Origin of the sequence: Kitasatospora herbaricolor (genome assembly GCF_030813695.1) — a bacterium.
Taxonomy (GTDB): Bacteria; Actinomycetota; Actinomycetes; order Streptomycetales; family Streptomycetaceae; genus Kitasatospora; species Kitasatospora herbaricolor.
Window position 1 is genome coordinate 8640000 of record NZ_JAUSVA010000002.1, and the last position, 18289, is coordinate 8658288.

Annotated in this window: 18 protein-coding genes; 9 read left to right on the plus strand and 9 right to left on the minus strand. The window is 74.1% G+C overall.

Features of this window, described 5'->3' with window-relative positions; genetic code table 11:
• The first annotated feature begins 172 nt into the window (after positions 1-172).
• Positions 173-3073, plus strand: coding sequence for a glycosyl hydrolase family 95 catalytic domain-containing protein (locus tag J2S46_RS37350; protein WP_191292928.1), 2901 nt, complete (start codon positions 173-175; stop codon positions 3071-3073).
• 217 nt (positions 3074-3290) lie between these two features.
• On the opposite strand, the gene J2S46_RS37355 is transcribed toward J2S46_RS37350, so the two are convergent.
• The 3 genes from J2S46_RS37355 to J2S46_RS37365 form a co-directional block, all read right to left on the minus strand.
• Positions 3291-4394 carry a sensor histidine kinase gene (locus tag J2S46_RS37355; RefSeq protein ID WP_191292927.1) on the minus strand — a complete coding sequence of 368 codons (1104 nt, stop codon included), beginning with the start codon at positions 4392-4394 and terminating at the stop codon, positions 3291-3293.
• On the minus strand, positions 4387-5124 hold the full coding sequence (locus J2S46_RS37360) for a response regulator transcription factor (protein WP_191292926.1): 738 nt from the start codon (positions 5122-5124) through the stop codon (positions 4387-4389). The genes J2S46_RS37355 and J2S46_RS37360 overlap by 8 nt, the downstream gene beginning before the upstream one ends.
• Positions 5125-5194: 70 nt before the next feature.
• A complete protein-coding gene (locus J2S46_RS37365; RefSeq protein WP_191292925.1) occupies positions 5195-5908 on the minus strand; it encodes a VanZ family protein in 714 nt (237 codons plus the stop codon).
• Positions 5909-6337: 429 nt separating this feature from the next.
• Between J2S46_RS37365 and J2S46_RS37370 the strand changes: the two genes are divergently transcribed.
• Positions 6338-7426 (plus strand): ABC transporter substrate-binding protein, encoded by a 1089-nt coding sequence (locus J2S46_RS37370; protein WP_370882344.1) that lies wholly within the window; start codon positions 6338-6340, stop codon positions 7424-7426.
• A 174-nt stretch (positions 7427-7600) separates the two neighbouring features.
• Here the strand turns inward: J2S46_RS37370 and J2S46_RS37375 are convergent, their stop codons facing one another.
• Positions 7601-8035, minus strand: a complete 435-nt coding sequence (locus J2S46_RS37375; protein WP_191294848.1) for a hypothetical protein — start codon at positions 8033-8035, stop codon at positions 7601-7603.
• A 168-nt stretch (positions 8036-8203) separates the two neighbouring features.
• Here J2S46_RS37375 and sigJ point away from each other — a divergent pair, with 168 nt between their 5' ends.
• Positions 8204-9163 carry an RNA polymerase sigma factor SigJ gene (gene sigJ / locus J2S46_RS37380; protein WP_191294847.1) on the plus strand — a complete coding sequence of 320 codons (960 nt, stop codon included), beginning with the start codon at positions 8204-8206 and terminating at the stop codon, positions 9161-9163.
• A 220-nt stretch (positions 9164-9383) separates the two neighbouring features.
• Here sigJ and J2S46_RS37385 read toward each other — a convergent pair whose 3' ends face one another.
• Positions 9384-10337 (minus strand): SMP-30/gluconolactonase/LRE family protein, encoded by a 954-nt coding sequence (locus tag J2S46_RS37385; RefSeq protein ID WP_191294846.1) that lies wholly within the window; start codon positions 10335-10337, stop codon positions 9384-9386.
• 358 nt (positions 10338-10695) lie between these two features.
• Here J2S46_RS37385 and J2S46_RS37390 point away from each other — a divergent pair, with 358 nt between their 5' ends.
• Positions 10696-11127: an ATP-binding protein gene (locus J2S46_RS37390; protein WP_191294845.1), complete on the plus strand. Its 432-nt coding sequence runs from the start codon at positions 10696-10698 to the stop codon at positions 11125-11127.
• Positions 11128-11187: 60 nt separating this feature from the next.
• Here J2S46_RS37390 and J2S46_RS37395 read toward each other — a convergent pair whose 3' ends face one another.
• Positions 11188-11532, minus strand: coding sequence for a hypothetical protein (locus tag J2S46_RS37395; RefSeq protein WP_191294844.1), 345 nt, complete (start codon positions 11530-11532; stop codon positions 11188-11190).
• A 342-nt stretch (positions 11533-11874) separates the two neighbouring features.
• Here J2S46_RS37395 and J2S46_RS37400 point away from each other — a divergent pair, with 342 nt between their 5' ends.
• The 3 genes from J2S46_RS37400 to J2S46_RS37410 all read left to right on the plus strand — a co-directional run bounded on the left by J2S46_RS37400 (position 11875) and on the right by J2S46_RS37410 (position 13727).
• Entirely contained in the window at positions 11875-12801 is a 927-nt protein-coding gene (locus tag J2S46_RS37400; protein ID WP_307352539.1) for a SigB/SigF/SigG family RNA polymerase sigma factor, read from the plus strand.
• A gap of 126 nt (positions 12802-12927) precedes the next feature.
• On the plus strand, positions 12928-13293 hold the full coding sequence (locus tag J2S46_RS37405; protein ID WP_191294517.1) for an STAS domain-containing protein: 366 nt from the start codon (positions 12928-12930) through the stop codon (positions 13291-13293).
• The gene (locus J2S46_RS37410) at positions 13293-13727 is read left to right on the plus strand and encodes an ATP-binding protein (RefSeq protein WP_191294516.1); all 435 of its coding nucleotides are present in this window, start codon (positions 13293-13295) and stop codon (positions 13725-13727) included. The genes J2S46_RS37405 and J2S46_RS37410 overlap by 1 nt, the downstream gene beginning before the upstream one ends.
• A 535-nt stretch (positions 13728-14262) precedes the next feature.
• Here the strand turns inward: J2S46_RS37410 and J2S46_RS37415 are convergent.
• A complete protein-coding gene (locus J2S46_RS37415) occupies positions 14263-14628 on the minus strand; it encodes a PRC-barrel domain-containing protein (protein ID WP_191294515.1) in 366 nt (121 codons plus the stop codon).
• Between the two features lie 149 nt (positions 14629-14777).
• A complete protein-coding gene (locus J2S46_RS37420) occupies positions 14778-15311 on the minus strand; it encodes a SixA phosphatase family protein (RefSeq protein ID WP_191294514.1) in 534 nt (177 codons plus the stop codon).
• 204 nt (positions 15312-15515) lie between these two features.
• Here J2S46_RS37420 and J2S46_RS37425 point away from each other — a divergent pair, with 204 nt between their 5' ends.
• Together J2S46_RS37425 and J2S46_RS37430 are read left to right on the plus strand one after the other, a co-directional pair.
• Complete coding sequence (locus J2S46_RS37425; protein ID WP_191294513.1) at positions 15516-17303, plus strand: thiamine pyrophosphate-requiring protein; 1788 nt, start codon at positions 15516-15518, stop codon at positions 17301-17303.
• 164 nt (positions 17304-17467) lie between these two features.
• On the plus strand, positions 17468-17911 hold the full coding sequence (locus J2S46_RS37430) for a DoxX family protein (protein ID WP_191294512.1): 444 nt from the start codon (positions 17468-17470) through the stop codon (positions 17909-17911).
• A 119-nt stretch (positions 17912-18030) separates the two neighbouring features.
• On the opposite strand, the gene J2S46_RS37435 is transcribed toward J2S46_RS37430, so the two are convergent.
• On the minus strand, positions 18031-18252 hold the full coding sequence (locus J2S46_RS37435; RefSeq protein WP_191294511.1) for a hypothetical protein: 222 nt from the start codon (positions 18250-18252) through the stop codon (positions 18031-18033).
• Positions 18253-18289 lie beyond the last annotated feature (37 nt).

Consider the following 18289-nt stretch of genomic DNA (forward strand, 5'->3'; position numbering starts at 1 on the left):
GCCCGAATGCTGCACTATGCGGCGATGGCAGCGCAAACATCCGTCCCTGGGGTGACGACGCGTCAGCGGTGAGCCGGTCCGGCCGGGACGCCGTGGCCACGCCCACCGCCCGATCAACGCCTCGCACCCGGGACCGCTGCCCCACCTTTTTCCGGCGAACGGAGCCAACGCCATGACCATGCCCGACCTGCCCCTGGGCCGCAGACACTTTCTCGGCGGGGCCGCTCTGACCGCCGGTGCCGTCGTGCTGAACGGCTGCCTCGTCCCCTCCCGGGCCGCGGCCGCCGTACCGCCGCAGGTCACGCTGCCCGCCCGCGGCATCTACGACACCACCCCCGCGCCGGCGTGGACCGACGGCTTCCTCACCGGCAACGGCGAGTACGGCGCCGTCTACCACGGGTCGCCGACGCTGGAGAAGGTGATCGTCAACCACCACCGCTTCGTGATGCCCAACGGCACCCGCGACATGGATCCCCCCAGGATCTCCACCCAGCTGTCCCAGGCGCAGAGCATGGCCCTCGCCGGCGACTACGGCGGTGCGGCGGCCACCTTCGCCGCCGGGTGGGAGCTCCAGTGGACCCAGACCTTCCACCCCGGCTACGAACTGCAGCTCAGCACCCCGGGTGCCACCACCGCCGACAACTACGCCCGGATCACCGACTTCCGCACCGGGGAGGTCACCCACACCTGGACCGACAGCGCCGGGACCTGGAAGCGGCGGGTCTTCACCTCCCGGGCCGACCAGGTCGTCGTCCACGAGCTGCTCCCCGCCACCGGCCGCACCGTCGACACCACGCTCAGCGTCAACACCGCCCTCGACGGCGTGCCGGGCAGCGTCTCCTACGCCACCACCGCCACCGCGAGCGGCCGCGAAGGCTACCTGAACCTGCGCGGCACCTACCCCGCCGGCCAGGGCGCCTACGGCTACGAGGGCGTCACCCGGCTCGTCGCCACCGGCACCAAGGCCACCGTCACCGTCGCCGGCTCCACCCTGGTCGTCGCCAAGGCCGCCAAGGTGCTGCTGCTGACCAAGCTGGCCCGCTACGACACCGCCGGCGGCTGGAGCGGCAACCCGTTGCAGAGCGCACTGGCGGCCCTGGGCCCGGACTACACCACGCTGCTCGGCCGGCACAAGCCGCTGCACCAGGCGATGTTCGACGGCTCCAGCCTGGACCTCAACGTCTCCGCCGCCGACCGCAAGCTGTCCACCGCCGAGCTGACGGCGCGCCAGAACGGCAACCGGTCGGTGGTCGACCTCGCGCTGCTGGAGCGGATGTACGACTCCGGCCGGTACCTGTTCGTGAGCTCCAGCGGGGTGCTGCCCCCTCGCCTGACGGGCATCTGGTCCGGCAGCTGGGGCGGGGCGTGGGCCGACGACTTCACCACCGACGCCAACGTGAACTTCCAGGTCGCCGGCGGCAACATCCTCAGCCACGGTACGGCCATGCAGGGCTACTTCGACCTGGTCCTCGGCCAGCTCGCCGACTGGCGCGACAACGCCACCAAGATCTACGGTGCCCGCGGCTTCCTCGCCCCGACCCGCACCGACGGCGAACACGGGCACATGCTCCACTTCAACGACGGCTCGTTCCCGGGCCAGTGCTGGACCGGCGGCGCCGACTGGCTCCTCCACCCGCTGCTGGAGTACTACCAGGTCACCGGCGACGCCGCCTTCCTGCGGGACAAGCTCGGCCCGGCCCTGATGGAGCTCGCCCTCTTCTACGAGGACTTCCTCTCCCGGACCGGCGCCGACGGGAAGAAGGCCTTCGTCCCGTCCTTCTCCATGGAGAACTCCCCCTCCAGCACCGGACAGATGCTCTCGGTCAACGCCACCGGCGACATCATGGCCGGCCGGCACGCCCTGCAGGCCGCCGTCGACGCCGCCAACACCCTCGGCACCGAACAGGGCGCCGGGCAGGGCGTCGCACGCTGGACGGCGTTGCTGGCCCAGCTGCCCGACTACACCGTCAACGGCGACGGCGCGCTCGCCGAGTGGTCCTGGCCCGGCCTCACCGACCGCTACAACCACCGCCACGCCCACCACATGTACGGTGCCTGGCCCCTGCACGAGATCAACCCCGAGGACCGGCCCGACCTGGTCCGCGCCGCCGGCCGGGCGCTGGACCTGCGCGGCGACGAGAACTACTCGGCGCACGGCAGCCTGCACCGGGCGCTGGCCAGGGCCCGGCTGAAGGACGGCGCCGGCGTCTACGACAACATCCGGAAGATCCTCGGCAGCAACATGGTCTGGCGCTCGCTGATGACCTCCCACAACCCCGGCCTGGACATCTACAACTGCGACGCCGCCAACACCCTGCCGGCCGTGCTCGCCGAAGCCCTCCTCTACACCCGGCCGGGCGTCCTGGAACTCCTGCCCGCCCTGCCCGACCAGCTCGCCAAGGGCACCATCAAGGGCGTGCAGGGACGGGGCCGACTCCGCATCGAGAGCCTCGCCTGGGACACCGCCGCCCGCACCGCCACCGTCATCCTCACCTCGGACATCACCCAGAACGTCTCACTGGTCTGCCGCCGCGGCATCACCTCGGTCGCCACCGCGGCGACCGTCACCCCCTCCCCGCTCGGCGCCCACGCCAGGAACGTGGCCCTGACCGCGGGCACCCGCACCACGATCACGCTGAAGACGCTCGCCGGGACCTACCGCCTGATCAACCGCAACAGCGGCAAGGTCCTGGACGTCTCGGGCACCTCGCAGTCCGACGGCGCCCCCGTCATCCAGTGGTACTGGACCGCCGGCGCCAACCAGAAGTGGCAGCTGGTGCCCGGCTACGACGGCACCTTCCGCCTGTCCAACCTGAACAGCGGCAAGATCCTCGACAACCCGGGCGCGTCCACCACCCCGGGCCAGGCCCTGGACCAGTGGACCGACACCAAGGCCCCCAACCAGTGGTGGAAGCTCGTCCCCAGCGCGACGGCCGGCTACTACAAGCTGGCCAACGTCTCCAGCGGCCTCTGCCTCGATGTGGCCGGGGCCTCCGTCGCCGACGGCGCCCAGGTCGTGCAGCTGGCCGCCGGCAGCGGGACCAGCCAGGAGTGGAAACTCGAGGCGATCTGACCGGAGGCCACCGAGCAGCAGGCCTGGTCGGTGCGGTGAAGGGGGCGCGGCCAGCCACGCTCGCGCCCGCCTTCGCGCTGCCCGGGCCCTGACGGGAGCGACCCGGCCCCGACCTGCGCGGACCGCCCCCACCTGTGCGGACGGGCCGCCGGAACCCGGTGCGGGCCCCGTCCTGGGCCCGGTCCGGTCCGGGTTCGTGGCCCGGCCGGGTCGGTGCCTACGGCGTGCCGGGAAGCCGGACCGTGACGAGGAGACCGCCGGCGGGGCGGGGGAGGAGGTCGAGGGTCCCGTCATGGGCGCGGACGATGCTGTGCACGATGGCCAGGCCGAGGCCCGCGCCGGCGTGCTCGCCGGTCCGGACGCGCTCCGTGCCGCGCCGGAAGGGCTCGGTGAGGGTCGGCACCAGGTCCGGCGGCAGCCGGCGGCCGGTGTTCTCGACCCGCAGCACGCTGCTGTCGCCGTCCGCCTCGGTGCGGACCGTCACCGTGCCGCCGGCGGGGAGGTTGTGGACGACGGCGTTCTGGACGAGGTTCGTCACCATCCGCAGCAGGAGTTCCGCGGAGCCGCTCGTCCGCGCCGCCCCGCCGGTGACGTCGAGCGTGATCCGGCGCTGCTCGGCCAGGGGGAGCAGCGTCTCGGCGGCCTCTTCGGCGAGCAGCGAGAGGTCGACGCCCTCGCGGGTGAAATCGCCGCGATCGCCGCGGCTGAGCAGCAGGAGGGCCTCGGTGAGGTCGATCGCCCGCGTGTTGACGGCGTGCAGGCGTTCGACGAGCTCGCCCCGGTCCCGGCCGGGGTCCTTGCGGGCGACCTCCAGGAGCGCCCGCGAGATCGCCAACGGGGTGCGCAGTTCGTGGGAGGCGTTCGCGGCGAACCGCTGCTGCTCGGCGACGTGGGATTCGAGCTGTCCGAGCATCGAGTCGAACGCGTCGGACAGTTCGCGGAACTCGTCCCGGCGGCCCTTCATGCGGATCCGGTGCCCGAGCGACCCCGTCCCTGCCGTCCGGGCCGCCGCCGTGATCTGTCGCAGCGGCGCGAGCATCCGGCCGGCCAGGATCCACCCTCCCACCAGGCCGAGCACCAGCAGGAACGCCATCACCCCGGCCGCCCTCGGGGCGAAGACGTGCAGCAGGTTGGACCGGATGGGGAAGACCCCGGGGGTGAGGGTGCCCGTGGAGCCGGGAACGATGAGCGCCCGGTCGGGGACGTACCGCAGCAGGAACACCCAGACCGCCGCGAGCAGCAGGACCCCGGCCAGCATGAGGAATCCGGCGTAGCTGAGGGTGAGCTTGAGGCGGATGCTGAACCCGGGCGCCCTATCCACGGTCGTCTCCCGCCGGCCGGGTCCCGGCGTCGGCTCCCGCCGGGCCCGTCCGACGGTCCTCTCCCGCCGGCCGCGCGTCGATCCGGTAGCCGACGCCGGGCAGCGTGGCGATGACCCAGGGTTCGCCGAGCCGCTTGCGCAGGGCCGAGACGGTGATGCGGACGGCGTTGGTGAGCGGGTCGGCGTTCTCGTCCCAGGCCCGTTCCAGCAGCTCCTCGGCGCTGACGACACCGCCCTCGGCAGCGACGAGGACCTCCAGCACCGCGAACTGCTTGCGGGTGAGCGCCACGTAGCGGCCGTCCCGGAACACCTCCCGGCGGAAGGGGTCGAGCCGCAGGCCCGCGAGCTCCCGGACCGGTGGCCGGGCGTATCCGCGCCGGCGGTCCAGCGCCCGCAGCCGAAGGACGAGCTCCCGCAGTTCGAACGGCTTGGTGAGGTAGTCGTCGGCGCCGAGCTGGAACCCGGAGGCCTTGTCGTCGATCCGGTCGGCAGCGGTCAGCATGAGGATCGGGATGCCGCTGCCGGAGGCGACGATCCGCCGGGCCACCTCGTCGCCGGAGGGGCCGGGGATGTCGCGGTCGAGGACCGCGAGGTCGTAGGAGTTGACGCTGAGCAGCTCCAGGGCGCTGTCCCCGTCGCCGGCGATGTCGGCGGCGATCGCCTCCAGCCGGAGGCCGTCCCGCACGGCTTCGGCCAGGAAGGGCTCGTCCTCCACGATCAGCACACGCATGCCCGAAGCCTAAGCAGCGGCACCTGTCGCCGACGCATGCGACGGCGGACGGACACGGCGGGCACCGGGCTCAGCCCGCCGGTGCCGGGACGGGGCGCGACAGGTCCGAGGGCGATGGCGCGGCGCCGCGCCACCAGCGGCGCGACGCCAGCGCGGCCAGCGCGGCGCCGGCCGCGTTGACCAGGACGTCGTCCACCGAGGAGACCCGGTCCAGCCGCAGGACGTACTGAGCGGTCTCGACCAGGACCGAGCAGCCCGCCCCGAGCGCCAGGACGCGCGGTACGGACGCCAGCGGCGCGAACCGCATCGGGGCGAAGAATCCCAGCGCCGCGAAGACCAGCAGGTTGCCGGCGATGCCGAGCGCCCCCATGGTGGCCAGGTCCCGCAGCGGCACCAGGCTCGTCCGGCCGGGGACGACGCCGGCCCCGGCGCCCGGCATCATGGTCAGCCACAGGAACGGCACGGTCCCGTGGACCATGCCCGCCTCGGCCAGCGACAGCCGCCACGGCGCCGCGACGCCGGCCGAACGCCGGAGGCGTGCCAGCACCCACACCACCAGCAGGGCCGGCGGCACCGCGACCAGGGTCATCAGCACCACACCGTTGAAGGTGTCGTAGCAGCCGTGCCACCGCCCGGCCATGCAGGTCGGGGCGGACATCATGAGCGGCCGCCGCAGCACGAACGCGGCGCCCGCCAGGGCGAGGACCGCCAGGCCGAGGGACACGATCCGGAGCGGGCGGCGCGCGGGGCCGGGCAGCGCCGACAGGGCTGGGTGGTCGTTCATGCCTCCATTCCACACGGCGGGCCGTCGCGACGGCGTATGCGGTTTTCGATATGCCCGCGATACAGGGAGGTCGCTGCCCCCGGCGCGGGCTACCGTCCGCGACCGCCGGGCAGAAGAACCGCAGGTCGCCCGAGTATGCTGGAACTCACCGTCACCGTCACCGTCACCGCGACCGGGAGACCGGCCGGCGGCGCGTCCGGGCGAGGTCGTTGCCGACACGTCCGGGTCTGTGCGCGGCGTGACGACGGCCTTCGGTGCTCAAGGCCACGCCGCGTGGCCCGCGGCCACCGGGGACGTTTCCGCCGCCTCGGAAGGGCGGAGCGTTCCGACAGGCTCCCGAACCCTTCCGACGGCACGCGTTCGAAGGCAGGCATCGTGGCTGTTTCCCGTCGGCGCGGCGTGTACGCCCTCGCCGCCTGCCTCTGCGCCATGGCCCTCGGGCTCGGCGGCTGCGCCTCGGAGGGGGCCGGGCAACCGGTGGCCCCCTCCCGGGCGGCGTCCGCCGCGGACGTGGGGGGGATGGACGCCCTGGTCAAGGCGGCGCAGGCCGAGGGCCGGCTGAACACGACCACGCTGCTGCCGCACTGGGCGAGCTACGGCGCCCTGATGGACGGGTTCGCGAAGAAGTACGGGATCCAGGTCGTCAACGACAACCCGGACGGCTCCAGCCAGCAGGAGATCGACGACATCAAGCGCCTCCGGGGGCAGGAGAACGCACCCGACGTGCTCGACCTCGGCGACTCCTTCGCCCAGTCCGCGGCGCGGGAGGACCTGCTCGCCCCGTACCGGACCGTCGTGTACGACCAGATCCCGTCCTCCCAGAAGGACGGCAAGGCCCGCTGGGTCAACAGCTACGGCGGTTACGTCTCCATCGGGTGCGACGCCAGCCGCGTCGCCACCTGTCCCGTGTCGTTCAACGACCTGCTCAAGCCCGAGTACAAGGGCATGGTCGCGCTGACCGGCAAGCCGGCGACCGCCGGGTCGGCCTTCGCGGCCGTGTACGCGGCCGCCCTGGCGAACGGCGGCTCGTTCGACAACATCCAGCCGGGGATCGACTTCTTCGCCGAGCTGGACAAGGCCGGAAACTACAACCGCGCCAACGCCTCGGTCAGCGCGATCGCCGGCGGCCAGACACCCATCGTCATCGAGTGGGACTTCCTCAACCTCCAGCACGCCGACGAGCTCAAGAAGTCGGGCGTGCAGTGGAAGGTCTCCATCCCGTTCGACGGCAGCTTCTCCCAGTACTACGCGCAGGCCGTCAACAAGGACGCCCCGCACCCCGCCGCGGCCCGCCTGTGGGAGGAGTACCTCGCCGGCCCGGAGGGCCAGAACCTGCGGCTGGTGGACTTCGCCCGCCCGGTGCTGATGGACGCGATGGCGAAGAACGGCACTCTCGACACCGCACTCGCCGACAGGCTGCCGACCGTCGAAGGCACTCCCGCCTTCCCGACCGAGGCGCAACTGGCCAAGGCGCACGAGACCGTGCGGACCAACTGGCCCACGGCCGTGCCCGACTGACGGGCCCACGCCCCTGCCCGACCGACGGGCCGGTCGGTCGGCCTGCCTGCCTGACGGCCCGGCCGACCGGCCCGACGGGGTGTCCGGCCCGACGGGGTGTCCGGTCCGGCGATCGGGGCCGCCGGGCCGGTCGGTGGTCCGCCGCCGTGGTGACGGTGCGTCGCGGTGGGGCCGCTACGACCGCTTGCCAGCGGGCACCTGCACCGGGCCCGGCCGCACCCGTCCGGACCGGGTCCGGTCCGACAGCTCCCGGCCCAGCGCCAGCACGCTCAGGCCGAACATCAGGACGCCCAGGGGGACATGGAAGGCCGGGCGGTGCGCGACGCCCAGCACCACCTGGACGGAGGCGAGCAGCAGGAAGCCGGTGGAGTGCAGGACGGGACGGGGACTCCCGCCGCCCGGCCGCCAGGCCAGGATCGCCGCGAGCACGTACACCATCGTCGCGCCGTACATCACCCGAGCCCCCACGCTGTGCAGCACCTCGCCGTGGGAGGAGGACAGCAGCAGTCCGGCAGTGGTCGCCTGGAAGAGGATGGCCAGGGTCTGCAGGGCGATCGCGACCTGAAGGAAGGTGCGACCGCCGGGTTCTGACGTGGTCCGGGTGGCCATGGTTGGGTCCCCTGTTCTGCCTCGCGGCGGTGGATCGGTAGTGTCTCGACGGCTTGACGACGCAGGCCCGCGAAATGTGAGGCGGGTCGTCGGGCGCAGGGTCCGGTGCGCCGCCCGCCGAGGTGACGGGTCGGCGGCGGACGAGAGCGACAGGGAGCGGCCAGCAGCATGAACACCCCGCCGGCGGCAGGGCAGGACGGGTCCGGACCGGGGCCGGGCGCGATCGTCGGCGAGCGGCGCCGGCTGATCAACATCGCCTACCGGCTGCTCGGTTCGCTGGCCGAGGCCGAGGACGCCGTGCAGGAGGCCTACGCCCGCTGGTACGCGATGACGAAGCAGCAGCAGGAGGCCGTCGAGTCGCCCGGCGCCTGGCTGACCACGGTGGCGAGCCGGATCTGCCTCGACCTGCTCGGCTCCGCGCGGGCCCGGCGCGAACGCTACGTCGGCGAGTGGATACCCGAGCCGCTGCCGGACCGGACGGAGTGGGTCAGCGGGCCGGCGGGCGGCGGCGGGGTGGCGATGGCCGACCCCGCGGACCGGATCACCCTGGACGAGTCGGTGAACATGGCCTTCCTCGTCGTCCTGGAGTCGATGACACCGGCGGAGCGCGTGGCGTTCATCCTGCACGACGTCTTCCGGTACCCCTTCGCCGAGATCGCCGGGATCGTCGGCCGGACACCGGCGGCCTGCCGGCAACTGGCCTCCTCGGGGCGGCGCCGAACCCGTGCCGCGCAGGCCCCGGCGGCCCCGAAGGCCGGGCAGGCCGGCCTGGTCCGGCACTTCAAGGAGGCCTGGGAGGCCGGGGACATCAAGGCCCTGGTCGGCCTCCTGGACCCGGACGCCACCATGGTCGCCGACGGCGGCGGACTGGTCGGCGCCGCCCTGCGGCCGGTCGAGGGCAGTGAACGGATCGCCCAGTACCTGCTCCACATCGCCGGCAGGGCCCCGGGGCTGGTCCTCCTGGAGCGGACGGTGAACGGCCGGCCCGGGCTGGTCGCCCAGCACACCGGCGTCACCGTGACCGTGGCCGCCTTCGACCTGGCGGGCGGCCGGATCGCCCGTATCTGGGCCGTCCGCAACCCGGAGAAGCTCGGCCCGTGGGGCGGGCTCGGACCGGCGTCGGGCTGAACCCCCGGTCCCGGGTCCGGACGGTCGGCGCCGGGAGACGGCCGTGACCGGCCCGGCTCTACTCGGCCCGGCCGTTGCCGGGGCCGGGCCGGCGTGCGCCTACGGGTGGGGTCCTGCGGCGTACTCCCTGGTGGTGGGCCTCTGCGTCTTCCGTCGGTTCGGTCGGTCCTGTCGGTCGCCCTGCGTCGGGTGCGGCCGACGGGACCGATCCCGTCGCGGCTCAGCGGTGGAGACGAGCGGTCAGCACATTGGGGTCCGGCGGCGGGGCGAAGGCGGCGCTGGTGACGAAGACGGTGTGCCGGTGGACGGCCACCGAGGTGGGGCTGGTCAGGCCGTCGTCGGCGGTGAGCACGACGGACCGGGAGCCGTCCGGGGCGAGGCGTACCACCTGGTCGGCGCTGTTCACCGCGGCCAGGACGGTGTCCTCGTGGGCGTCGGTGAAGGTGAAGTCGTCGATGCCGGCGAGCCCGTCCGCCCGCGTCCCGATCGGGCCGGCGCTGCCGTCCTGCCGGACCGGGATGCGCAGCACGGTGCCCAGGTCGGTGTTGCTGACCCAGACGGCGCCCTGGTGGACCTTGATGCCGTTGGCGCCGATGAAGCCGGACGGCCGCAGCGCGGGTCCGGTGGCCCAGACGGTCGGCTCGCCGCCGTCCACCGGGATGCGCCGGACCACGCCCAGGACGGAGTCGGCGGAGTAGAGGAAGCCCGCCTTCTCGTCGAGGGCGAGCCCGTTGGGCAGGCCCTCCGGCGGCAGCTGCGCGATCCGCCGCAGGGTGCCGTCGCAGTCGAGCCGGTACACGCCGGTCAGTTCGGTCCCGGTGGCGTACGTGGCGTAGAGGGTGCCGTCGTGCGCGCGGGCGATGCCGGTGGCCGCGGCGAAGCCGACCAGCGGGGTGTTCGGGTGCTCCTCCGTCGGCATGGTCGCCAGGATCCGCACGCCGCCGTCGGGGGCGATCCGGGCGATCTGGTGGGCCGAGAGGAAGGTGACGTCCAGGGAGCCGTCCGGCTCGGGAGCGCTGTTCTCCGGCATCTGACCGGCCGCCAGATCCAGATGGACCAGAATCCTGGCGTCGGACAGGGGTGGCGCGACCGCGATGGCGGGCGAGGTGGCGAGCAGCGCCAGTACGGCGGCCGCGATGCCTGCGGCGCAGGCCGGACGGGGAATGCGGGGCACGGGGGTCTCCTGGTCGAGGGGGCGCCGGCTGACGGGGCGTGATCCGGCGGCGCTTCCAGCAGAGCACGGCGGACCGGGGTCGGCCCGGCGGCTCGGGCGGGTGCGCGGCGGACGTCCGGGCCGGTGCCGCGCCAGGGCGGCGAAGCCAGGGCCGGCCGGGTCCCGGGTTCGCCCGGGCGGACGGCACCGGGGCGGAGCAATCCGGCCGCTCCCGGGTCGGCCGCCGGTGGATCCGTGAGCGGGAGCGGCCCGGGCACGGGTCGGTGCGCGGTTGACGCGTGCTTCGGCGTGTCGGGGGCAGTCGAGGGGTGGGAGCAGGACGCTGGAGGTGGCGAGGGTGGACGGACAGGGTCAATCGATGAGGGCGACGGGCTGGGCGCGGACGCTGCCCGTCGCCAGTGGGGTGCGGGCCGGCCGGCAGTGGGTCCGGCGCCACCTGGAGGAGCTGGGCTGGACGTCGACCGCGCCGGACACCGCCGACGCGGTGGTGCTGATCGTCTCCGAGCTGGTCACCAACGCCCATGTGCACGCCGGCAGCAGCGCCGATCTGGTGCTGACCTGGGACGGCACCTGCCTGTACGTCAGCGTCCACGACTCCTCCTCGGAGGCGCCCCGCCCGCGTGAGGCCGGCGCCGAAGCGGTCTCCGGCCGTGGGATGGCCCTGTTGGAGGCCCTCGCCGACAACTGGCAGACCCGGACCGGTGACCGCGGCAAGACGGTGACCGCCTGCTTCCACCCGCCCGGCCGCCCCGGCCACCGGAACCCGGAGACCACCGAGGCGGGTGCCTAGCCAGGGCGGTTCCACGTCCGGGTCCGCCACCGGCACCTCGGACCGGTCCGGGCGGGCCGGTCACGGCCAGAGGTTCCCCGTGTGCCGGCCGACGGGCGCCGCGGGGGCCGGAGCCCCCATCCCGGCAGCGGTCGCGACGCCGCCTCGACCGCCGGCCGGGCGCAGGTGGCGGACCCGGGTGTGGATCCGGTCGGTGCCGGCCTCCCAGAACCCCGGCTCGCCCGGGACGACGGCGTACAAGGTCCGGCCGGGCGGGCAGGGGAGGTCCTGCGGGTAGGCGGCGGAGAGTCGCCGGTACTCCGCCGGCACCTCGTCGCGGCCGCTGGGCGCGGTGGCCCGGGGGGTGGGCGGAGAGCCGGAAGCTCCGGCCGCGTGCGGCGATCGATCACGCGTCGTCTCGGTCACCCTCGTGACGCCACCGCACCGCCCGGCAGACGTCAGTTCCACCGCCCCGGAGGCTCCCTTCGGGACCTCGCACGGCTGATCCGGCGCCTTCGACGGGATCGTGGACCGGCCGAGATCCCGGCGGCGGGGGTTGCCCCGGCGCCAGCGGGGTATCAGGAGGGACGGAGCGTCCGGGGCCTGCTGCCCCCGCTCCCGCCCGGCCGACCGCCGGGCCGTGACACGTCCATCACACCGGGACGCCGCTGCCTGAAGAAGCCGGGCGCCAGGGCCTCCCACCCCGATCCCCGCCTGCCTGCCCGCCCTGGGCGGGACGCCCTGCGGGGACGACCCAGGGAGACCTCCGTGTCCGCCCTTCTCACCCCTGCGACCTTCGTACCGCCCGCCGTGGCCCCGGAGTCCGTCGAATTCCGCCGGCCGACCCGCCAGGAGATGCGGGCCATGGGCAAGACCGAGGCCCGCGAGCTGAGCGACGCGCTCTTCGAGCGGCTGGCCGGCCTGGAGCGCGGGTCCGCCGCCTACAGCTACGTGCGCGGCACCGTGATCGAGCTCAACATGCCGCTGGTGCGCTTCGTCGCGGCCGGCTTCCGCCACCGCGCCGCCGAGCCGGACGACATCCTGCAGGTCGGCACGGTCGGCCTGATCAAGGCCGTGGACGGCTACGACCACCGGCGCGGGGTGGAGTTCCTGACCTACGCGATCCCCACCATCGCCGGCGAGATCAAGCGGTTCTTCCGGGACACCTCCTGGCCGGTCCGGGTGCCGCGCGGCCTCCAGGAGCTCTACCTGCGGGTGATCCGCTGCTCCGACCGGCTGGAACAGCGCCTCGGCCGGTCGCCGGAGCCCGAGGAGCTCGCCGCCGACCTGGGCCTGGACGTCGCGGACGTGGACGCCGCCCTGCGTGTCGGCCGCGCCTACCGGGCCGGCTCGCTGGACGCCCTGCACGACGACCACGACGACGAGACGGGCAGCACCCTGCTCGACCGGCTCGGCGACGAGGACGGCAACCTCACCCTGGTCGACTTCCGCGAGTCCGTCCGGCCCCTGCTGGCGGACCTCACCCCCCGCGAACGCACCGTCCTGATGCTGCGCTTCTGGGGCGGCTGCACCCAGTCCGAGATCGCCGAGCGGATCGACTGCTCCCAGATGCAGGTCTCCCGGCTGCTCGCCGCCACCCTCGGCTCGCTCCGCGCCCGGCTGGAGGAACCAGCGGCGGACGCACCCGGACCGGGCGCGGACGGGCTCCGACCGGGCTCGTCGGACGCGCCCTGACCGGGCCTGCCCCGGCGGACCCGGCCCCTCGTGGCGCAGCGGGCCCGTCGTGGCGGACCCGGCCTATGGTGGGAACCGGGGCCTGTCGAGCCCGTGGAAGCGGGAGGAGCGGGAGGAGTTGTGCCGATGGAGCCCGAAAGCACCGCGTCCGAGCTGACGGTGGCCGTGCGGACCTCCGCACAGGGGGTGGTCGTGCGGCCCGAGGGCGAACTCGACCACGACACCGCCGAACCGCTGCGCGCGGCGCTCCGCAGCGCCGTCGAGGAGGGCCTCGGCCGGGTGGTGATCGACTGCGCCGGGCTCGACTTCTGCGACTCCACCGGGCTGAACCTGCTGCTGCACACCAGGCTCGACGCCGAGGAAGCCGGGCTGCTGCTGATGCTCGCCCACCCGGGCCCGATGGTCTCCAGGATGCTGGACATCACCGGTGTCAGGGCGGTCTTCCACATCTATCCGTCCGTCGCCGAGGCGCTCGCCGCACCGGATCTCTGATGCTCCCGGACACCGACACCCGACGGCTGGTCCTCGCCTCCGGCCGGGGAGCGCTGGGCCGGTGTCGGGCGTTCGCCCGGGACGCGCTGGTCCGCTGGGACTGGCCGCTCACCGGCGACGGGGAGCGGGGCGAGGTCGCCCGGGACGTCCTGCTGGTCGTCAGCGAACTCGTCACGAACGCGGCCCAGCACGCCGACGGCCCCGTCGAACTGAGCCTCACCCGCTCCGCCGTCGGGCTGCGGGTGGAGGTGGCGGACTGCAACCCCGAACCCCCGGTGCTGCGGCGCGGCGGTGACCCCGTGCTGCCCGGTGGTCACGGGCTGCGGGTGGTCGACCTGCTCTCCTGGTCGTGGGGCAGCCGGCCGCACGAGGACGGCAAGACGGTCTGGTCCGAGATCGCGGCCCCGCCCGCCGACCTGCGGCCCCCGGGCTGAGCGCGCCGCGCGACCGGGGCCGGTCCCGCTGCGCGCCCCTGTTCCGGCCCGCTCCCGTTCCGCTGGGCCCCTCGCCCGGTCAGCGCGCCGTGGGCGGTGTCGGCAGCGGCAGCGGCAGCGGCAGCGGTGGCGGGACCGGGTCCGGACCGGGCAGCGGCGGTGTCGGCCGCGGCTCCTGCGGATCGGGCGGGGGACCGGGCCAGGGGTCGGGCACCGGGGGCTGCGGATCCGGTTTCGGCGGACGGGTGTCCGGGTCGGGGGGAACGGGAACGGTCATGACGCTCACCTGCCTCGTCCGCCCGGCGCTCTCGCGAGCCGGGCTCGTCCATGCCAGGCGCCTACCCGGCCCGCGGAGCCCGACACCTCGGGCCCGGCCCGTACCGTCCTCGCCGTCCGCACCGACCGGGCCGGCGGACCGGACGGTCCGTCCCCGTCGTCGCCGGCCCCGGTCCCGGCGGGTGGAGCCGGCCCCGGACAGCCGTGCGGGCCGCCACCGGAGTCGGTGGCGGCCCGCAGCGGGTCCTGGGGCGGCGGGTCAGATCACCGGGCCGCCGTAGAACGGGCCGTAGTAGCCCGCGTACCGCTCCTGGTAGCCGGTGTCCGCGTCGTGCGTCTCCCGTTCGAACTCGGGGCTGCCCTTGACCTCGTCCTTGGTCCGGTCGAGGTAGACCTTCTTCTCGGCCTGGTCGACCCGGATCACCGTGCCGGCCGGGATCAGCACGTGCCGACCGAAGATCCACGGACCGGTGTCGACGACCAGGTACTGGGCGCCGACCTCCTCGGACAGCTTGTCGACCTTCCCGATGGCGCCGTCGGTCGCCTCCACGTGGAAGCCGACCAGATCGGTGCCGGAGACGTGGCCGGACGTGGTGCGGAACTCCCAGATCTCGATGCTGCTCATCGCGTCTCCTTCGTGTTGCGGCGCCGCTCGGGCTGTTCCCGGTGCGGCGCGCTCCCGGCCCTCCGCCTGCCCTGGACCTCGCGTCCCACACCTGCTGATCGCGCCGCTGCCCCCCGCCGGCCGCGCCGGCGCCCCCACCCGACCGGCCGTCAGAGGCGCGGGGACCAGTAGGCGTCGAGGCTCGCCCGCCCGGGGCCGAGGTCCGCCCAGGACCCCGGGAAGCTGAGGACGGCGACGCCCGCGGTGTGGAAGCCGGAGTGCTCCAGGCGCTCCCGCAACTCCTCGGGCCCGCGGCCGGCGAGACTGTCCGCCAGGTCCCGGAACCCCGGGTTGTGGCCGACGACCAGCACCGTGGCGGTGGTCTCCGGGAGCCGACCGAGCAGGGTGAGGAGTTCGCCGGCCCCGGCCCGGTAGAGGCCCGGTTCGAACACGGCCGGGGGCTGTTCGGGCAGTTCGGCGGCCGTCAGCTCCCAGGTCTCCCTGGTCCGCACCGAGGTCGAGACCAGCACCTGGTCCAGGCCCAGATCGGGGCCCGGTCCGGCGAGCCACCGTCCGGTGCGGGCCGCGTCCAGCCTGCCGCGCCCGGTCAGCGGGCGTTCGTGGTCCGGGTGCACGGTCCGGTCCTTCGGGTCCGCCTTGGCATGCCGCAGCAGGACGATCGTGCGCGTCGGATCCTCGCTCAATTCGGGCCCTCCCACGTTTTCCTGGGCGCCTTGAGGATACCGGCGGACCGCCCGGCGGCGCGTGGCGGCCGCTCGCGGCCGGGAGTGCCCGGGGGTGCCCGGCAGCCGTCCGGGACCGTGTTTCGGGCGGCCCGGGCCGGTCAGACGGTGGCGAACAGCCGTCGCGGCCCGTCGCGGGCCGCACTCACGAACGGAGTCGCTCAGATGAAGGTCTCGGACCACATCCTGGAACGCCTGCGGCAGTGGGACGTCGAGCAGGTCTTCGCCTACCCCGGTGACGGCATCAACGGCCTGCTCGCCGCCTGGGGCAGGGCCGGTGACAAGCCGCAGTTCGTACAGACGCGGCACGAGGAGATGGCGGCGTTCGCGGCGGTCGGCTACGCGAAGTTCTCCGGTCGTACCGGCGTGTGCGCGGCGACCTCGGGGCCGGGGGCGATCCATCTGCTGAACGGTCTGTACGACGCCAAGCTCGACCACGTGCCGGTGGTCGCGATCGTCGGGCAGACCGACCGCAGCGCGATGGGCGGCTCCTACCAGCAGGAGGTCGACCTGCTGTCGCTGTACAAGGACGTGGCCTCGGCCTACTGCGCGATGGTCACCGTCCCCGAGCAGCTGCCCGACGTGCTGGACCGCGCGATGCGGATCGCCGCGACGAGCCGGACGGTGACGGCGGTGATCGTCCCCGCCGACGTCCAGGAACTGGACTACCGGCCGCCGGCCCACGCTTTCAAAATGGTGCCCTCCAGCCTCGGCGTGGGCCGCTACGCGCCCGTGCCCTCCGACGGGGACCTGGTGCGCTGCGCCGAGATCCTCAACGCGGGCGAGAAGGTGGCCGTCCTGGTCGGCCAGGGCGCGCGGCACGCCCGCCCCGAGGTCGAGCAGCTCGCCCAGACCCTCGGGGCCGGGGTGGCGAAGGCACTGCTCGGCAAGGACGTGCTGCCGGACACGCTCCCGTACGTCACCGGCGCGATCGGCCTGCTCGGCACCCGCGCGTCGTACGAGCTGATGCGTGACTGCGACACCCTGCTGGTGATCGGCTCCAGCTTCCCCTACACGCAGTTCCTGCCCGAGTTCGGCCGGGCCAGGGCGGTGCAGATCGACGTGGACCCGTCGATGGTCGGGCTGCGGTACCCGTTCGAGCTGAACGTGGTGGGGGACGCCGCGGAGACCCTGAGGCGTCTGCTGCCCCTGCTGGAGCGCAAGGAGGACCGGAGCTGGCGGGAGACCGTCGAGGAGAACACCGCCCGGTGGTGGGAGGTGATGGAGCGCCGCGCCGCCGTCACCGCCGACCCGCTCAACCCCGAGCAGGTGGTGCACACCCTGGACGCCCTGCTGCCCGAGGACGCCATGATCGCCGCGGACTCCGGCTCCGCCGCGAACTGGTACGCCCGCCACCTGCGGATGCGCGGCACGATGCGCGGCTCCCTCTCGGGCACCCTGGCCAGCATGGGCCCCGGTGTCCCCTACCTGATCGGGGCCAAGTTCGCGCACCCCGACCGCCCCGCCGTCGCGATCGTCGGGGACGGCGCGATGCAGATGAACGGCCTCGCCGAACTGATCACCGTCGCCAAGTACTACCAGCAGTGGTCGGACCCGCGCCTGATCGTCGCCGTCCTGAACAACCAGGACCTCAACCAGGTCACCTGGGAGATGCGGGCGATGCAGGGCGCCCCGCAGTTCGAGCCCTCGCAGAGCCTCCCGGACGTCCGCTACGCCAACTTCGCCGTCCAGCTCGGGCTCTACGGGACCAGGGTGGAGGACCCGGCCGAGGTGGAGCCGGTGTGGCGGCAGGCGCTCGCCTCGGACCGGCCGTACGTCATCGACTTCCGGACCGACCCGGCGGTGCCGCCGATCCCGCCGCACGCCTCGCTCGCCCAGATCACGGCCGCCGCCTCGGCGGTCGTGCACGGCGACAGCGACCGCGGTTCGATGCTGAAGCAGGGCTTCAAGGCGAAGATCCAGGAGTTCCTGCCGGGGAACGGCAAGGAGTGAGCCGGGTGAGCCGGACAGTCCTCCCGGGGACCGTTCGGGGTCGGAAGCGGGGCTGAACCCGCGAAAGACCCGGGAATCCGCCCGCCGTCGGCGCCCCCGTGCGGTCCGTCCGCCCGGGGGCGCCGACGCCGATTGGCCGGCGGCGTTCCGGAAAGACGCGGGACATGTCCCTTGTGAGAGCCTGTGCCCGCCCGATGCTCGCCTCGGTGTTCCTCTGCAGCGGCGCCGACGCCCTGCTGAACCCCCGGCCGCTGGAACCACTGGCCGAACCCGTCGTCGACACCCTCGCCGGGCACGCACCCGCCGCGCCGGAGCTGACCGACATCGCGATCCGGCTCAACGCCGCCGTCCAGGTCACGGCCGGCGCGCTGCTCGCGACCGGTCACCTCCCCCGCCCGGCCGCCCTGGCCCTGGCCGCCACCCTGGTCCCCGTCACCTGGGCGGGTCACCGCTTCTGGGAGGAGAGGGACGAGGACCGGCGCGCCCAGCAGCGCATCCACTTCCTGAAGAACCTGTCGCTGTTCGGCGGGCTGCTGATCGTGGCCGCCGACACCGGCGCGCAGCCGTCGCTGGCCTGGCGCGCCCGGCACCGCCTGCACCGGGGCTGACGAACACCGTGCCGCCGGGCCGGCGACGGCTGCGAAGGTGCCGCGCCGGCCCTGGCCCCCGTCCGGCGCGGCCGTCCGGCGCCGCGGCAGGCGGCCGGCGGCTCGCGGCTGAAGGAGCTTCAGGCCGCGTGCCGGGCCGGGAGCTGCCCGGTGGGCGTCCCGGGCGTCCCGGGCGCTCCCGGCGTCCCGGGTTCCTGGACGACCAGCCGCAGTTGCGGCCGTTGCGGCAGGGCCGGCAGCTGCGGCGTTTCGGGCCGGGTGAACACCCGCTCCTCGAAGCGGGCCAGCAGGACCACCGCGGCGAGGAGCACCGGAGGTATCAGCAGAGCGAGCACGAGCATGGAAGAACTCCTGGGACGGGGGTGCGTGTCCCGGTGC

What these genes read in the sequence shown, in the direction of transcription:
- J2S46_RS37410 (WP_191294516.1), top strand. Translation starts at nt 13,293, where the DNA reads ATGCTCCCGGACACCGACACCCGACGGCTGGTCCTCGCCTCCGGCCGG.
- J2S46_RS37360 (WP_191292926.1), bottom strand. Translation starts at nt 5,124, where the DNA reads ATGCGTGTGCTGATCGTGGAGGACGAGCCCTTCCTGGCCGAAGCCGTG.
- J2S46_RS37425 (WP_191294513.1), top strand. Translation starts at nt 15,516, where the DNA reads ATGAAGGTCTCGGACCACATCCTGGAACGCCTGCGGCAGTGGGACGTC.
- J2S46_RS37375 (WP_191294848.1), bottom strand. Translation starts at nt 8,035, where the DNA reads ATGGCCACCCGGACCACGTCAGAACCCGGCGGTCGCACCTTCCTTCAG.
- sigJ (WP_191294847.1), top strand. Translation starts at nt 8,204, where the DNA reads ATGAACACCCCGCCGGCGGCAGGGCAGGACGGGTCCGGACCGGGGCCG.
- J2S46_RS37370 (WP_370882344.1), top strand. Translation starts at nt 6,338, where the DNA reads ATGGCCCTCGGGCTCGGCGGCTGCGCCTCGGAGGGGGCCGGGCAACCG.
- J2S46_RS37390 (WP_191294845.1), top strand. Translation starts at nt 10,696, where the DNA reads ATGAGGGCGACGGGCTGGGCGCGGACGCTGCCCGTCGCCAGTGGGGTG.
- J2S46_RS37435 (WP_191294511.1), bottom strand. Translation starts at nt 18,252, where the DNA reads ATGCTCGTGCTCGCTCTGCTGATACCTCCGGTGCTCCTCGCCGCGGTG.
- J2S46_RS37350 (WP_191292928.1), top strand. Translation starts at nt 173, where the DNA reads ATGACCATGCCCGACCTGCCCCTGGGCCGCAGACACTTTCTCGGCGGG.
- J2S46_RS37415 (WP_191294515.1), bottom strand. Translation starts at nt 14,628, where the DNA reads ATGAGCAGCATCGAGATCTGGGAGTTCCGCACCACGTCCGGCCACGTC.
- J2S46_RS37405 (WP_191294517.1), top strand. Translation starts at nt 12,928, where the DNA reads ATGGAGCCCGAAAGCACCGCGTCCGAGCTGACGGTGGCCGTGCGGACC.
- J2S46_RS37365 (WP_191292925.1), bottom strand. Translation starts at nt 5,908, where the DNA reads ATGAACGACCACCCAGCCCTGTCGGCGCTGCCCGGCCCCGCGCGCCGC.
- J2S46_RS37430 (WP_191294512.1), top strand. Translation starts at nt 17,468, where the DNA reads ATGTCCCTTGTGAGAGCCTGTGCCCGCCCGATGCTCGCCTCGGTGTTC.